The organism is Pseudomonas chlororaphis subsp. chlororaphis, assembly GCF_003945765.1.
Taxonomy (GTDB): Bacteria; Pseudomonadota; Gammaproteobacteria; order Pseudomonadales; family Pseudomonadaceae; genus Aquipseudomonas; species Aquipseudomonas chlororaphis.
The window spans coordinates 6,126,543-6,141,468 of sequence record NZ_CP027712.1 but is presented as its reverse complement, the minus strand read 5'-3'; the positions used below and the strand labels follow the sequence as shown (position 1 = coordinate 6,141,468).

At 53.2% G+C, this 14,926-nt stretch carries 10 protein-coding genes, 6 tRNA genes and 3 rRNA genes; 18 read left to right on the top strand and 1 reads right to left on the bottom strand.

The genetic code is table 11. The features are described from left to right. Entirely contained in the window at nt 1-1,431 is a 1,431-nt protein-coding gene (locus tag C4K27_RS28005) for a peptidoglycan DD-metalloendopeptidase family protein (RefSeq protein ID WP_053262857.1), read from the bottom strand. A gap of 211 nt (nt 1,432-1,642) precedes the next feature. Here C4K27_RS28005 and tyrS point away from each other — a divergent pair, with 211 nt between their 5' ends. The 18 genes from tyrS (at nt 1,643) to rplA (ending at nt 14,909) form a co-directional block, all read left to right on the top strand. Next, nucleotides 1,643-2,842 carry a tyrosine--tRNA ligase gene (gene tyrS / locus C4K27_RS28000; protein ID WP_053262856.1) on the top strand — a complete coding sequence of 400 codons (1,200 nt, stop codon included), beginning with the start codon at nt 1,643-1,645 and terminating at the stop codon, nt 2,840-2,842. A 551-nt stretch (nt 2,843-3,393) separates the two neighbouring features. After that, nucleotides 3,394-4,930 (top strand): 16S ribosomal RNA (locus C4K27_RS27990). 65 nt (nt 4,931-4,995) lie between these two features. Next, a tRNA-Ile gene (locus tag C4K27_RS27985) sits at nt 4,996-5,072 on the top strand. Nucleotides 5,073-5,098: 26 nt separating this feature from the next. Then, nucleotides 5,099-5,174 (top strand) — tRNA-Ala (locus C4K27_RS27980). Nucleotides 5,175-5,414: 240 nt separating this feature from the next. Continuing rightward, nucleotides 5,415-8,306: ribosomal RNA gene (locus C4K27_RS27975) — 23S ribosomal RNA — on the top strand. A gap of 139 nt (nt 8,307-8,445) precedes the next feature. Continuing rightward, nucleotides 8,446-8,561: ribosomal RNA gene (rrf, locus tag C4K27_RS27970) — 5S ribosomal RNA — on the top strand. Together the 16S, 23S and 5S rRNA genes with 2 tRNA genes alongside form the textbook arrangement of a ribosomal RNA operon. 167 nt (nt 8,562-8,728) lie before the next feature. After that, entirely contained in the window at nt 8,729-9,688 is a 960-nt protein-coding gene (gene birA / locus C4K27_RS27965; protein ID WP_053262854.1) for a bifunctional biotin--[acetyl-CoA-carboxylase] ligase/biotin operon repressor BirA, read from the top strand. Further along, nucleotides 9,678-10,427 (top strand): pantothenate kinase, encoded by a 750-nt coding sequence (locus C4K27_RS27960; protein ID WP_053262853.1) that lies wholly within the window; start codon nt 9,678-9,680, stop codon nt 10,425-10,427. Before birA ends, C4K27_RS27960 begins: the two co-directional genes overlap by 11 nt. A gap of 7 nt (nt 10,428-10,434) precedes the next feature. Next, complete coding sequence (locus C4K27_RS27955; protein ID WP_053262852.1) at nt 10,435-10,872, top strand: hypothetical protein; 438 nt, start codon at nt 10,435-10,437, stop codon at nt 10,870-10,872. A 142-nt stretch (nt 10,873-11,014) separates the two neighbouring features. After that, nucleotides 11,015-11,099: transfer RNA gene (locus tag C4K27_RS27950), tRNA-Tyr, on the top strand. Nucleotides 11,100-11,123: 24 nt separating this feature from the next. After that, a tRNA-Gly gene (locus C4K27_RS27945) sits at nt 11,124-11,197 on the top strand. A 26-nt stretch (nt 11,198-11,223) separates the two neighbouring features. Beyond that, nucleotides 11,224-11,299: transfer RNA gene (locus tag C4K27_RS27940), tRNA-Thr, on the top strand. Nucleotides 11,300-11,383: 84 nt separating this feature from the next. Then, on the top strand, nt 11,384-12,577 hold the full coding sequence (gene tuf, locus C4K27_RS27935; protein ID WP_007924207.1) for an elongation factor Tu: 1,194 nt from the start codon (nt 11,384-11,386) through the stop codon (nt 12,575-12,577). A gap of 54 nt (nt 12,578-12,631) precedes the next feature. Further along, nucleotides 12,632-12,707 (top strand) — tRNA-Trp (locus tag C4K27_RS27930). A gap of 45 nt (nt 12,708-12,752) precedes the next feature. Further along, entirely contained in the window at nt 12,753-13,121 is a 369-nt protein-coding gene (secE, locus tag C4K27_RS27925) for a preprotein translocase subunit SecE (RefSeq protein ID WP_009045851.1), read from the top strand. 9 nt (nt 13,122-13,130) lie between these two features. Then, the gene (gene nusG, locus C4K27_RS27920) at nt 13,131-13,664 is read left to right on the top strand and encodes a transcription termination/antitermination protein NusG (RefSeq protein ID WP_002555501.1); all 534 of its coding nucleotides are present in this window, start codon (nt 13,131-13,133) and stop codon (nt 13,662-13,664) included. A gap of 118 nt (nt 13,665-13,782) precedes the next feature. Further along, nucleotides 13,783-14,214 (top strand): 50S ribosomal protein L11, encoded by a 432-nt coding sequence (gene rplK / locus C4K27_RS27915; RefSeq protein WP_003176435.1) that lies wholly within the window; start codon nt 13,783-13,785, stop codon nt 14,212-14,214. Next, entirely contained in the window at nt 14,214-14,909 is a 696-nt protein-coding gene (gene rplA / locus C4K27_RS27910; protein ID WP_007925952.1) for a 50S ribosomal protein L1, read from the top strand. The genes rplK and rplA overlap by 1 nt, the downstream gene beginning before the upstream one ends. Nucleotides 14,910-14,926 lie beyond the last annotated feature (17 nt).

Genomic DNA, 14,926 nt, shown 5'->3' with positions numbered 1-14,926 from the left:
TTAACGCTTGTTCGAAGCGAGCAGGGTGGCTTTTTCCTGATCCATCCGCGCCATCAGTGGCTGGCTTTGTTGCAGGAAGCGTGCGCGTTCCGCTTTGGCGATCGGATCGGCCATTGGTAGCTTCTGGCCCAGTGGATCGACGTGAACGCCGTTGACCTGGAACTCGTAATGCAAATGCGGGCCCGTGGAAAGCCCGGTGGTGCCGATGTAGCCGATCACCTGGCCCTGCTTGACGGTTCCGCCGGTCTTGACGCCTTTGGCGAAGCCTTGCATATGGCCGTACAGCGTGCGGTAAGCATTGCCGTGCTGGATGATCACGGTGTTGCCGTATCCGCCACGACGCCCGGCCAGGAGCACCTTGCCATCGCCGGCTGCCTTGATTGGCGTACCGCGAGGGGCTGCGTAGTCGACGCCTTTGTGAGCGCGGATCTTGTTCAGGATCGGGTGTTTGCGGCCCATGGAGAAGCGCGAACTGATACGTGCGAAGTCCACCGGAGTACGGATAAAGGCCTTGCGCATGCTATTGCCATCAGCGGTGTAATAACTGCTCATGCCTTGTTTGTTGGTGTAACGCACCGCGGTGTAGGTCTTGCCACGGTTGGTGAAGCGCGCAGAGAGAATGTTGCGGGTACCCACAGCTTTACCATTGACGACGGTCTGTTCGTAGATCACGTCGAACTCGTCACCGGGGCGAATATCCTGGGCGAAGTCGATGTCGTAGCCAAAGACGTTGGCCATGTCCATTGTCAGACTGTGAGACAGTCCAGCACGTGCTGCGGATTGCGACAGCGAACTGTTGATCACACCATGAACGTAGGCCGTGCGCACCATGGGCTTGGCGGTGATACGGCTGAAGGCGAAGCCTTTTGGCCCTTTGGTCAGGGTGATGCTTTCCAGGTCATTGACCTTGCTGTGCAGATTGTTCAACTGGCCGTCCGGACCCAGTTCGAACTCAAGTTTCTGGCCGCGCTTCAGCTGGGTGAACTGCTTGGCTTGCTTGTCGCTGGCCAACACGTCATGCACCGAAGTGGCAGGTAGGCCGACCTTCTCAAATAGCGTGGAAAGGGTGTCGCCCTTGGCGACAATGACTTCCCTATGATTCGCTGCCTTCTTTTCTTCCGTCACGGCCGGAGCAGGCTGCTCTTGAGCGGTTTCAGTGGTTTTCGCAGTGTCTTCGGGGCTGTTTTCGATTTGTGCGAACGGGGACGCTACGGCTTCATTTGTGGCTTGTGCGGCGTCTGCGGCGTCTTGATCTTGTGTCAGTTGCTCGGCCGGGCTTTCCAGGTCGAGGCTCAGAGTTGTTCTTTTGGCTTCTACATCACTGGAAGGGAATACCAGGAGCGCCAGGCTGAGGAGGGCGGCGATACCACTTGCGGCGAGCAGGTGGGTCTTCGGATAAAGCGGCGGGGCTTTAGGCGGTTCTGTGGTCATAAGTAATTTTGACTTTGAAGAAGATGAATTGGAAAAGATGAATGACATGATGAAGATGAAATAACTGTATAAAATATAACCAAATCATCTGTTAAGCAAGCCTGCGGACGTCCTGTTCGCGGAAAGCCATCCGTACGCCGGGCAAAACTTGTAATTGGGCGCTGATCTTGTATGGTTGGTTCCCTTTGAATCTGAGCCTTGCGGGTCTGTTATGAAGTCGGTTGAAGAGCAGCTAGCGCTGATCAAACGTGGTGCAGAAGAGTTGTTGGTCGAGTCCGAGCTGATCGAAAAGCTCAAGCGCGGCCAGCCGCTGCGTATTAAGGCTGGCTTCGACCCAACGGCGCCGGATTTGCACCTGGGTCATACCGTGCTTATTAATAAGCTGCGCCAGTTCCAGGATCTGGGTCATCAGGTGATCTTCCTGATCGGCGACTTCACCGGGATGATCGGTGATCCGAGTGGCAAGAGCGCAACTCGTCCGCCACTGACTCGCGAGCAGGTCCTCGAAAATGCCGAGACCTACAAGAGCCAGGTGTTCAAGATTCTCGACCCGGCGAAAACCGAGGTGGCCTTCAACTCCACCTGGATGGACAAGATGGGGCCTGCGGACTTCATTCGCCTGACTTCCCAGTACACCGTTGCTCGCATGCTCGAGCGTGACGACTTCGACAAGCGCTATTCCACCAATCAACCCATTGCCATTCACGAGTTCCTCTATCCGCTGGTTCAGGGTTATGACTCTGTGGCACTGCGTGCCGATGTGGAGTTGGGCGGTACCGATCAGAAGTTCAATCTGTTGATGGGGCGTGAGCTGCAGCGCGGTTATGGTCAAGAGGCTCAGTGCATTCTGACGATGCCGTTGCTCGAGGGGTTGGGCGGCGTCAAGAAGATGTCCAAGTCGCTGGGTAACTATGTAGGTATCCAGGAAGCGCCGGGTGTTATGTATAGCAAGCTGGTTTCCATTCCAGATGCGTTGATGTGGCGTTACTTTGAGCTGCTGAGCTTCCGCTCCATGGATGAGATTCTTTCCTTTAAGGCAGATGTCGAGGCGGGTGCGAATCCGCGGGATATCAAGATCAAGCTGGCTGAAGAAATCGTTGCGCGTTTCCATGGTGAGGAAGCTGCAGCGAATGCTCATCGTGCTGCGGGCAACCGCATGAAGGATGGTGAGTTGCCGGATGATCTGCCTGAGATCGAGCTGGCTGCTGCTGAAGATATGCCGATCGCGGCTGTCCTTAATAAGGCGGGCTTGGTAAAGAACTCGGCAATGGCGCGTGACCTGCTCGGCTCTGGTGGTGTGCGTGTAGATGGTGAGGTTGTTGAGCGTTCCTTTATATGGGCTGTCGGCTCGACTCATGTCTGCCAGGCTGGAAAGAAGGCTTTTGCACGTATTACGCTTAAATCCGAATAAAACTGAAAATAGGTGTTGACGGCGAATTATATCTCTCTATAATTCGCCCCACTTCCGGCGCAGTCGAAACGGAAAACTCCTTGAGATTCAACGAGTTACGCGGCTTTCGACAGCGGTTACGCTTCAGTTCATCGAAGCCCGAAGGAGTTGATTGGGCAGTCAGTTTTCGCCGAGTTAACGATTCGATCTTCTCGGTCGAAAGCGGAGAAAAAGAGGTGTTGACAGCAGCGTGTAACGCTGTAGAATTCGCCTCCCGCTGACGAGAGATCGGAGGCGCAAGTGGTTGAAGTTGCAAAGGAAACTTTGAAAACTTCTTAAAATAACCGCTTGACAGATACAGGGGCTGCTGTAGAATGCGCGCCTCGGTTGAGACGAAAGACTTAACCAACCGCTCTTTAACAACTGAATCAAGCAATTCGTGTGGGTGCTTGTGGGGTCGGACTGGTAGTCAGAAAGATTATCAGCATCACAAGTTACTCCGCGAGAAATCAAAGATGTAACCAACGATTGCTGAGCCAAGTTTAGGGTTTTCTCAAAACCCAAAGATGTTTGAACTGAAGAGTTTGATCATGGCTCAGATTGAACGCTGGCGGCAGGCCTAACACATGCAAGTCGAGCGGTAGAGAGGTGCTTGCACCTCTTGAGAGCGGCGGACGGGTGAGTAATGCCTAGGAATCTGCCTGGTAGTGGGGGATAACGTTCGGAAACGGACGCTAATACCGCATACGTCCTACGGGAGAAAGCAGGGGACCTTCGGGCCTTGCGCTATCAGATGAGCCTAGGTCGGATTAGCTAGTTGGTGAGGTAATGGCTCACCAAGGCGACGATCCGTAACTGGTCTGAGAGGATGATCAGTCACACTGGAACTGAGACACGGTCCAGACTCCTACGGGAGGCAGCAGTGGGGAATATTGGACAATGGGCGAAAGCCTGATCCAGCCATGCCGCGTGTGTGAAGAAGGTCTTCGGATTGTAAAGCACTTTAAGTTGGGAGGAAGGGTACTTACCTAATACGTGAGTATTTTGACGTTACCGACAGAATAAGCACCGGCTAACTCTGTGCCAGCAGCCGCGGTAATACAGAGGGTGCAAGCGTTAATCGGAATTACTGGGCGTAAAGCGCGCGTAGGTGGTTCGTTAAGTTGGATGTGAAATCCCCGGGCTCAACCTGGGAACTGCATCCAAAACTGGCGAGCTAGAGTATGGTAGAGGGTGGTGGAATTTCCTGTGTAGCGGTGAAATGCGTAGATATAGGAAGGAACACCAGTGGCGAAGGCGACCACCTGGACTGATACTGACACTGAGGTGCGAAAGCGTGGGGAGCAAACAGGATTAGATACCCTGGTAGTCCACGCCGTAAACGATGTCAACTAGCCGTTGGGAGCCTTGAGCTCTTAGTGGCGCAGCTAACGCATTAAGTTGACCGCCTGGGGAGTACGGCCGCAAGGTTAAAACTCAAATGAATTGACGGGGGCCCGCACAAGCGGTGGAGCATGTGGTTTAATTCGAAGCAACGCGAAGAACCTTACCAGGCCTTGACATCCAATGAACTTTCCAGAGATGGATTGGTGCCTTCGGGAACATTGAGACAGGTGCTGCATGGCTGTCGTCAGCTCGTGTCGTGAGATGTTGGGTTAAGTCCCGTAACGAGCGCAACCCTTGTCCTTAGTTACCAGCACGTAATGGTGGGCACTCTAAGGAGACTGCCGGTGACAAACCGGAGGAAGGTGGGGATGACGTCAAGTCATCATGGCCCTTACGGCCTGGGCTACACACGTGCTACAATGGTCGGTACAGAGGGTTGCCAAGCCGCGAGGTGGAGCTAATCCCACAAAACCGATCGTAGTCCGGATCGCAGTCTGCAACTCGACTGCGTGAAGTCGGAATCGCTAGTAATCGCGAATCAGAATGTCGCGGTGAATACGTTCCCGGGCCTTGTACACACCGCCCGTCACACCATGGGAGTGGGTTGCACCAGAAGTAGCTAGTCTAACCTTCGGGAGGACGGTTACCACGGTGTGATTCATGACTGGGGTGAAGTCGTAACAAGGTAGCCGTAGGGGAACCTGCGGCTGGATCACCTCCTTAATCGACGACATCAGCTGCTTCATAAGCTCCCACACGAATTGCTTGATTCATTGAAGAAGACGATTGGGTCTGTAGCTCAGTTGGTTAGAGCGCACCCCTGATAAGGGTGAGGTCGGCAGTTCGAATCTGCCCAGACCCACCAATTACTGGTGCACCCTGTAGCGATACGGGGCCATAGCTCAGCTGGGAGAGCGCCTGCCTTGCACGCAGGAGGTCAGCGGTTCGATCCCGCTTGGCTCCACCATTACAGATTGGTGTCCATCGTTTAAAGCTTAGAAATGAGCATTCCATCAAGTTGATGGTGAATGTTGATTTCTGATCTTTATCAGAATCGTTCTTTAAAAATTTGGGTATGTGATAGAAAGATAGACTGGATAGCACTTTCACTGGTGTTTATTCAGGCTAAGGTAAAATTTGTGAGTTTAATCGCGAATTTTCGGCGAATGTCGTCTTCACAGTATAACCAGATTGCTTGGGGTTATATGGTCAAGTGAAGAAGCGCATACGGTGGATGCCTTGGCAGTCAGAGGCGATGAAAGACGTGGTAGCCTGCGAAAAGCTTCGGGGAGTCGGCAAACAGACTTTGATCCGGAGATGTCTGAATGGGGGAACCCAGCCATCATAAGATGGTTATCTTGTACTGAATACATAGGTGCAAGAGGCGAACCAGGGGAACTGAAACATCTAAGTACCCTGAGGAAAAGAAATCAACCGAGATTCCCTTAGTAGTGGCGAGCGAACGGGGACTAGCCCTTAAGTGGCTTTGAGATTAGCGGAACGCTCTGGAAAGTGCGGCCATAGTGGGTGATAGCCCTGTACGCGAAAATCTCTTAGTCATGAAATCGAGTAGGACGGAGCACGAGAAACTTTGTCTGAATATGGGGGGACCATCCTCCAAGGCTAAATACTACTGACTGACCGATAGTGAACTAGTACCGTGAGGGAAAGGCGAAAAGAACCCCGGAGAGGGGAGTGAAATAGATCCTGAAACCGTATGCGTACAAGCAGTGGGAGCAGACTTTGTTCTGTGACTGCGTACCTTTTGTATAATGGGTCAGCGACTTATATTCAGTGGCGAGCTTAACCGAATAGGGGAGGCGTAGCGAAAGCGAGTCTTAATAGGGCGTTTAGTCGCTGGGTATAGACCCGAAACCGGGCGATCTATCCATGGGCAGGTTGAAGGTTAGGTAACACTGACTGGAGGACCGAACCGACTACCGTTGAAAAGTTAGCGGATGACCTGTGGATCGGAGTGAAAGGCTAATCAAGCTCGGAGATAGCTGGTTCTCCTCGAAAGCTATTTAGGTAGCGCCTCATGTATCACTGTAGGGGGTAGAGCACTGTTTCGGCTAGGGGGTCATCCCGACTTACCAAACCGATGCAAACTCCGAATACCTACAAGTGCCGAGCATGGGAGACACACGGCGGGTGCTAACGTCCGTCGTGAAAAGGGAAACAACCCAGACCGTCAGCTAAGGTCCCAAAGTTATGGTTAAGTGGGAAACGATGTGGGAAGGCTTAGACAGCTAGGAGGTTGGCTTAGAAGCAGCCACCCTTTAAAGAAAGCGTAATAGCTCACTAGTCGAGTCGGCCTGCGCGGAAGATGTAACGGGGCTCAAACCATACACCGAAGCTACGGGTATCACGTAAGTGATGCGGTAGAGGAGCGTTCTGTAAGCCTGTGAAGGTGAGTTGAGAAGCTTGCTGGAGGTATCAGAAGTGCGAATGCTGACATGAGTAACGACAATGGGTGTGAAAAACACCCACGCCGAAAGACCAAGGTTTCCTGCGCAACGTTAATCGACGCAGGGTTAGTCGGTCCCTAAGGCGAGGCTGAAAAGCGTAGTCGATGGAAAACAGGTTAATATTCCTGTACTTCTAGTTATTGCGATGGAGGGACGGAGAAGGCTAGGCCAGCTTGGCGTTGGTTGTCCAAGTTTAAGGTGGTAGGCTGGAATCTTAGGTAAATCCGGGATTCTAAGGCCGAGAGCTGATGACGAGTTACCTTTTAGGTGACGAAGTGGTTGATGCCATGCTTCCAAGAAAAGCTTCTAAGCTTCAGATAACTAGGAACCGTACCCCAAACCGACACAGGTGGTTGGGTAGAGAATACCAAGGCGCTTGAGAGAACTCGGGTGAAGGAACTAGGCAAAATGGCACCGTAACTTCGGGAGAAGGTGCGCCGGTGAGGGTGAAGGACTTGCTCCGTAAGCCCATGCCGGTCGAAGATACCAGGCCGCTGCGACTGTTTATTAAAAACACAGCACTCTGCAAACACGAAAGTGGACGTATAGGGTGTGACGCCTGCCCGGTGCCGGAAGGTTAATTGATGGGGTTAGCTAACGCGAAGCTCTTGATCGAAGCCCCGGTAAACGGCGGCCGTAACTATAACGGTCCTAAGGTAGCGAAATTCCTTGTCGGGTAAGTTCCGACCTGCACGAATGGCGTAACGATGGCGGCGCTGTCTCCACCCGAGACTCAGTGAAATTGAAATCGCTGTGAAGATGCAGTGTATCCGCGGCTAGACGGAAAGACCCCGTGAACCTTTACTATAGCTTTGCACTGGACTTTGAATTTGCTTGTGTAGGATAGGTGGGAGGCTTTGAAGCGTGGACGCCAGTTCGCGTGGAGCCATCCTTGAAATACCACCCTGGCAACTTTGAGGTTCTAACTCAGGTCCGTTATCCGGATCGAGGACAGTGTATGGTGGGTAGTTTGACTGGGGCGGTCTCCTCCTAAAGAGTAACGGAGGAGTACGAAGGTGCGCTCAGACCGGTCGGAAATCGGTCGTAGAGTATAAAGGCAAAAGCGCGCTTGACTGCGAGACAGACACGTCGAGCAGGTACGAAAGTAGGTCTTAGTGATCCGGTGGTTCTGTATGGAAGGGCCATCGCTCAACGGATAAAAGGTACTCCGGGGATAACAGGCTGATACCGCCCAAGAGTTCATATCGACGGCGGTGTTTGGCACCTCGATGTCGGCTCATCACATCCTGGGGCTGAAGCCGGTCCCAAGGGTATGGCTGTTCGCCATTTAAAGTGGTACGCGAGCTGGGTTTAGAACGTCGTGAGACAGTTCGGTCCCTATCTGCCGTGGACGTTTGAGATTTGAGAGGGGCTGCTCCTAGTACGAGAGGACCGGAGTGGACGAACCTCTGGTGTTCCGGTTGTCACGCCAGTGGCATTGCCGGGTAGCTATGTTCGGAAAAGATAACCGCTGAAAGCATCTAAGCGGGAAACTTGCCTCAAGATGAGATCTCACTGGAACCTTGAGTTCCCTAAAGGGCCGTCGAAGACTACGACGTTGATAGGTTGGGTGTGTAAGCGCTGTGAGGCGTTGAGCTAACCAATACTAATTGCCCGTGAGGCTTGACCATATAACACCCAAGCAATTTGCGCTTAACAGCCAGATTGCGGTGTGTGAAGACGAAACGAACCGAAAGTTCGAGAAAACACACAAACTATCGCATGCCCAATTTGCTGAAGCGTCGAAAGACGACTCGGCACACCGAATTTCTTGACGACCATAGAGCATTGGAACCACCTGATCCCATCCCGAACTCAGAAGTGAAACGATGCATCGCCGATGGTAGTGTGGGGTTTCCCCATGTGAGAGTAGGTCATCGTCAAGATTAAATTCCAAAACCCCAATTGCGAAAGCAATTGGGGTTTTGTCTTTTGCGCGCGGAAAACCTTTCAAATTGCAGCTGCTAGCTGCTTGATTGTGCCTGGTCACGCTTCCTATGCAACAGCCTTAGGCATGGCTATCATGCCTGCCTCATTGTGAGGCGAGATCTGCATGCTGACATTGTTGGAGCTTCTGAAGGATGGGCGGTTTCACTCGGGCCAGGCCCTTGGTGCCGCCTTGGGCGTTAGTCGCAGTGCCGTGTGGAAGCAGTTGCAGCAGTTGGAGGTTGAGCTGGGGCTCTCTATCCATAAAGTTCGCGGTCGCGGTTATCAGTTGGCGGCTCCGCTGACGCTTCTGAATCCGGCTGATATTTACGAACAATCAAAGGATTGCCCTTGGGCTGTGCTGGTTTTCGATTCTATTGACTCTACAAACGCCGAAGCTCTGAGGGCTGTCGAGCGTGGCGTGCCTGCGCCGTTCCTGGTGCTCGCTGAGCGTCAGACGGCGGGGCGTGGTCGGAGAGGGCGAAAATGGGCTAGCCCTTTTGCAGAAAATGTTTATTACAGTCTCGTACTGCGTATCGATGGTGGAATGCGTCAGCTTGAAGGGCTCAGCTTGGTAGTCGGGCTGGCGGTCATGCAAACCTTGCGCGAGTTTGGAATTGCTGGTGCGGGCCTGAAGTGGCCAAACGATGTTTTAGTTGGACGCAAAAAAATCGCCGGAATCCTGTTGGAGTTGGTTGGGGATCCTGCTGATGTCTGTCATGTAGTTCTGGGTGTAGGTATCAACGTCAGCATGCAGAAAACCGACGAGATTGATCAGCAGTGGACGTCTGTACGTCTTGAGTCCGGCAAGCAGGTTGATCGTAACCAGTTGGTTGCTCGGCTGAGCATGATGCTGAAGGCTTACTTGGAGCGCCACCAGGCCCAGGGCTTTTCCTCTATTCAAGAGGAGTGGGAACAGAATCACTTGTGGCAAGGTAGTGCGGTGTCTCTGATTGCTGGGATCAATAAAATAGACGGTGTTGTTATGGGCATCGATCAGCAGGGCGCATTGCGATTGAGGGTGGATGGGGTTGAGAAGGTCTACAGCGGTGGTGAGCTCAGCTTGAGGTTACGCAATGATTCTTGAGCTTGATTGCGGAAACAGCTTCATTAAATGGCGCGTTCTGGATAATGCTGCGCTTGGGGTATTTGCTGAGGGTGTGGTTGATTCCGATGATGCTTTGGTCGGGCATCTGCGTACGCTAAACGGCTTGGTTTTGACCCGCTGCCGCTTGGTCAGCGTGCGTACGGCCGAGGAGACGAGCAAGCTTACTTCCATGTTGGTTCGGGCTTTTGGCGTGGCGGTGATCTGTGCTGCGCCTGCGAAAGAAATGGCCGGCGTACGAAATGGTTATGAGGAGTTTGAGCGACTTGGCCTGGATCGCTGGCTTGCCATGCTGGGAGGTTTTCGCCTTGCGGCTGGTGCCTGCCTGGTACTCGATTTCGGGACGGCGGTTACTGCGGATTTCATTGCTGCGGATGGTGAGCACCTGGGGGGGTTTATCTGCCCAGGGATGCCATTGATGCGTAATCAGCTGAGAACTCACACTCGTCGAATTCGGTACGATGATTTGTCTGCCGAGCGCGCGCTGGTGAACCTTTTACCGGGTCGTACGACGGTTGAGGCGGTAGAGCGCGGCTGCTCATTGATGTTGAGGGGGTTCGTTCTAACTCAGTTGGAGTTGGCGCGTGGTTACTGGGGGGATGATTTCGTAGTATTTCTCACCGGTGGTGATGCTGATCTGGTTTCTGGGGTTGTGCCGCAAGGGCGAGTGGTTCCGGATCTGGTTTTTGTCGGATTGGCTATGGCATGCCCATTGTCCTGAGGTTTTTATGCGCTGGTTGTTCCTGCTGCTCCTGGTTCTCAATGTGTTCTATTACGTCTGGCATCAGCAGGAAGCGCCTTTACGTGCCAAGGAGGTAACACCTCTGACGCTTTATAAAGGGGCCCAGCAGGATATCCGCTTGTTGAGTGAGTCGTCTGGCGCGCTCTCTAGGCGTGACAAGGGTGGGGCTCAAGCCGATTGCCTCTATATAGGTGGTTTTGCTCGTCGTGATCAGGCTCAAATGCTCGAGCAGCGTCTGTCGGCATTGGGGGTGGAGGTCCGGTTGAAGTCCTTGGGGTTGCCTGATGCTTCTGGTTACTGGTTGCGGGTGGCTCCTGAAAGCAAGCATTTGCTGGATGATTCGCTGCTGCAGAATCTTGCTAAAGAATTCAATGAGTTAAAACATAAAATAATGTCATGCGAAGGCATTGCAACTGCCGAATAGTTTGCATAGAATGGCGCCCGCTCCGCAGTGAAGACCTCTAGAGGTAGACGCAGCGAAGCGAGGTCAACGCAGCTAACCTCAGGTTTTTAATGAGAAAATGCTTGACAGAAGGGTGGCATGATGTAGAATGCTGCCTCGCTTAGGAGGGGTTCCCGAGCGGCCAAAGGGATCAGACTGTAAATCTGACGTCTACGACTTCGAAGGTTCGAATCCTTCCCCCTCCACCAGATTTAGCGTGAGCTGCAGGCTCCGCGGGTATAGTTTAGTGGTAGAACCTCAGCCTTCCAAGCTGATGATGCGGGTTCGATTCCCGCTACCCGCTCCAAGTTTGCAGGTTGTGCAAAGTGTTTCGCTCTTGTAGCTCAGTTGGTAGAGCACACCCTTGGTAAGGGTGAGGTCAGCGGTTCAAATCCGCTCAAGAGCTCCATATAACAAGGCAGATATGAAAATATCTGCCTTTGTTTTAATGGCTTGTGTGACTTGCTCAATTCTTCTCCTAGGGGTGATTTCGATGGCTAAGGAAAAGTTCGAACGTAATAAGCCGCACGTCAACGTTGGTACCATTGGTCATGTTGACCACGGTAAAACCACTCTGACTGCTGCTCTGACTCGCGTCTGCTCCGAGGTTTTCGGTTCGGCTCGTGTTGACTTCGACAAGATCGACAGCGCCCCGGAAGAAAAGGCTCGTGGTATCACCATCAATACTGCGCACGTAGAGTACGATTCGAACATTCGTCACTACGCGCACGTTGACTGCCCGGGTCACGCCGACTACGTCAAAAACATGATCACTGGTGCTGCCCAGATGGACGGCGCGATCCTGGTTTGCTCGGCTGCCGATGGTCCGATGCCGCAAACTCGCGAGCACATCCTGCTGTCCCGTCAGGTAGGTGTTCCGTACATCGTTGTCTTCCTGAACAAGGCTGACATGGTGGACGACGCTGAGCTGCTGGAGCTGGTTGAGATGGAAGTGCGCGACCTGCTGAGCACTTACGACTTCCCAGGTGATGACACTCCAATCATCATCGGTTCGGCTCTGATGGCTCTGAACGGCCAAGACGACAACGAAATGGGCACTACCGCTGTTAAGAAGCTGGTAGAAACTCTGGATACCTACATCCCAGAGCCAGAGCGTGCTATCGACAAGCCGTTCCTGATGCCAATCGAAGACGTATTCTCGATCTCCGGCCGCGGTACCGTGGTAACTGGTCGTGTTGAGCGTGGTATCGTTCGCATCCAGGAAGAAGTTGAGATTGTTGGTCTGCGCGACACTCAGAAAACCACCTGCACCGGTGTTGAGATGTTCCGCAAGCTGCTGGACGAAGGTCGTGCTGGTGAGAACTGTGGCGTTCTGCTGCGTGGCACCAAGCGTGACGACGTTGAGCGTGGCCAGGTTCTGGTTAAGCCAGGTACCGTTAAGCCGCACACCAAGTTCACTGCTGAAGTGTACGTTCTGAGCAAAGAAGAAGGCGGCCGTCATACTCCGTTCTTCAAAGGCTACCGTCCACAGTTCTACTTCCGTACTACTGACGTGACTGGTAACTGCGAGCTGCCAGAAGGCGTTGAAATGGTAATGCCAGGTGACAACATCCAGATGACTGTCACTCTGATCAAAACCATCGCGATGGAAGATGGTCTGCGTTTCGCTATTCGTGAAGGCGGTCGTACCGTCGGCGCTGGCGTCGTAGCCAAAGTCATCGAGTAAGTTCTTGATATATCTCCATCGGGCCGGCATAATGGTCGGCCTGATTTTGTTTTTAGGTCAGTAGCTCAATTGGCAGAGCGACGGTCTCCAAAACCGTAGGTTGGGGGTTCGATTCCCTCCTGACCTGCCAGATTCACTCGGTGTGTCTGGCTTTCTTTTCACAGGATCTTCATAGATGACTCCTAAAGCTGAAGCTCAAGGCTCTCGCTTCGATCTGCTCAAGTGGCTTGTAGTAGTTGCTTTGGTGGTCGTTGGCGTTGTCGGTAATCAGTATTACTCCGCTTCGCCGATCCTGTACCGAGTACTCGCTTTGCTTGCTATCGCTGCTGTAGCTGCCTTTGTAGGCCTGCAGACTGCCAAGGGCAAGTCTTTCTTTGTACTGGTTAAGGAAGCTCGCACCGAGATTCGTAAAGTCGTATGGCCAACTCGCCAAGAAACCACGCAGACCACGTTGATCGTAGTGGCTGTTGTTCTGGTTATGGCGTTGCTGTTGTGGGGGCTTGATTCCCTGCTCGGCTGGCTCGTTTCCTTGATAGTTGGCTAAGGGTGTCCCGTGGCTAAGCGTTGGTACGTTGTGCATGCTTACTCGGGTTACGAGAAGCATGTAATGCGTTCGTTGATCGAGCGCGTAAAGCTGGCTGGCATGGAAGATGGCTTTGGTGAAATTCTGGTTCCCACTGAAGAAGTGGTTGAGATGCGTAATGGCCAGAAGCGCAAAAGCGAGCGCAAATTCTTCCCGGGTTATGTGCTGGTTCAGATGGATATGAATGAGGGTACTTGGCACTTGGTCAAGGATACTCCTCGGGTGATGGGTTTTATCGGTGGTACTGCCGACAAGCCTGCGCCAATCACGGACAAGGAGGCAGAAGCCATTCTGCGTCGTGTTGCTGATGGTAGTGACAAGCCTAAGCCTAAGACTCTGTTCGAGCCGGGTGAGGTTGTTCGTGTTACCGATGGTCCGTTCGCTGACTTTAACGGCACCGTCGAAGAAGTTAACTACGAAAAGAGCCGGATCCAAGTGGCTGTGCTCATTTTCGGTCGCTCTACTCCGGTAGAGCTAGAGTTCAGCCAGGTCGAAAAGGCATAGCTGAACGAGAATCCCATACCCCGCAGTCCAAGGCTGTGGGGTTTTGTCGTCACTGGGATAAACGCGCAAGTAACCGGGGAGCCTTTCCAGGCGTTTGAACCCGTAATTGGAGTGCCTCATGGCTAAGAAGATTACTGCTTACATCAAGCTGCAAGTGAAGGCCGCACAGGCCAACCCAAGTCCACCCGTCGGTCCAGCACTGGGTCAGCACGGCGTGAACATCATGGAATTCTGCAAGGCCTTCAACGCCCGTACCCAGGGGCTTGAGCCAGGTCTGCCGACTCCTGTGATCATCACTGTTTACAGTGACCGCAGCTTCACTTTCGAAACTAAGAGCACCCCTGCTTCGGTTCTGCTGAAGAAAGCTGCTGGCCTGACCAGCGGTTCCGCTCGTCCGAACACCGTTAAGGTTGGCACCGTTACCCGTGCTCAGCTGGAAGAAATCGCGAAAACCAAAAACGCGGATCTGACTGCAGCTGATATGGATGCAGCCGTGCGTACTATCGCCGGTTCTGCTCGTAGCATGGGCCTTAACGTGGAGGGTGTGTAATGGCTAAGCTGACCAAGCGCCAAAAGGCTATCGCCGGCAAGATTGAAGCGGGCAAGGCCTACAGCTTCGTAGACGCAGCTGCTCTCCTGACCGAGCTGTCGACCGTCAAGTTCAGCGAGTCTGTTGACGTCGCTGTAAACTTGGGCGTTGACCCACGTAAGTCCGACCAGGTTGTTCGCAGCGCTACCGTGCTGCCTCACGGCACTGGCAAGACTGTACGTGTAGCTGTGTTCACCCAAGGTCCAGCCGCTGAAGCTGCCCTGGCTGCCGGCGCTGATCGCGTAGGCATGGACGACCTGGCTGCCGAAATGAAAGGCGGCGACCTGAACTATGACGTAGTTATTGCTTCCCCGGATGCAATGCGCGTTGTAGGTCAGCTGGGCCAGATCCTCGGTCCACGTGGTCTGATGCCTAACCCCAAGGTTGGTACCGTAACTCCAGACGTAGCTGGCGCTGTTAAAAACGCCAAGGCTGGTCAGGTTCGTTATCGCACCGACAAAAACGGCATTATCCATACCTCCGTTGGCAAGGTCGGCTTCGACGCCGTCAAGCTGAAGGAGAACGTTGAAGCCCTGATCGCTGACCTGAAGCGTATCAAGCCAGCTTCCTCGAAAGGTATCTACGTCAAGCGCGTTACCCTGAGCACCACCATGGGCCCAGGTCTGGTCATCGACCAAGGCTCGCTGGACGTATAAGACACAGGTTGGTGCAA

Excerpts from the sequence above, each read along its gene's own strand:
- secE (WP_009045851.1), top strand. The coding sequence starts at position 12,753 with ATGACTCCTAAAGCTGAAGCTCAAGGCTCTCGCTTCGATCTGCTCAAG.
- C4K27_RS28005 (WP_053262857.1), bottom strand. The coding sequence starts at position 1,431 with ATGACCACAGAACCGCCTAAAGCCCCGCCGCTTTATCCGAAGACCCAC.
- tuf (WP_007924207.1), top strand. The coding sequence starts at position 11,384 with ATGGCTAAGGAAAAGTTCGAACGTAATAAGCCGCACGTCAACGTTGGT.
- birA (WP_053262854.1), top strand. The coding sequence starts at position 8,729 with ATGCTGACATTGTTGGAGCTTCTGAAGGATGGGCGGTTTCACTCGGGC.
- C4K27_RS27960 (WP_053262853.1), top strand. The coding sequence starts at position 9,678 with ATGATTCTTGAGCTTGATTGCGGAAACAGCTTCATTAAATGGCGCGTT.
- rplA (WP_007925952.1), top strand. The coding sequence starts at position 14,214 with ATGGCTAAGCTGACCAAGCGCCAAAAGGCTATCGCCGGCAAGATTGAA.
- rplK (WP_003176435.1), top strand. The coding sequence starts at position 13,783 with ATGGCTAAGAAGATTACTGCTTACATCAAGCTGCAAGTGAAGGCCGCA.
- tyrS (WP_053262856.1), top strand. The coding sequence starts at position 1,643 with ATGAAGTCGGTTGAAGAGCAGCTAGCGCTGATCAAACGTGGTGCAGAA.
- C4K27_RS27955 (WP_053262852.1), top strand. The coding sequence starts at position 10,435 with ATGCGCTGGTTGTTCCTGCTGCTCCTGGTTCTCAATGTGTTCTATTAC.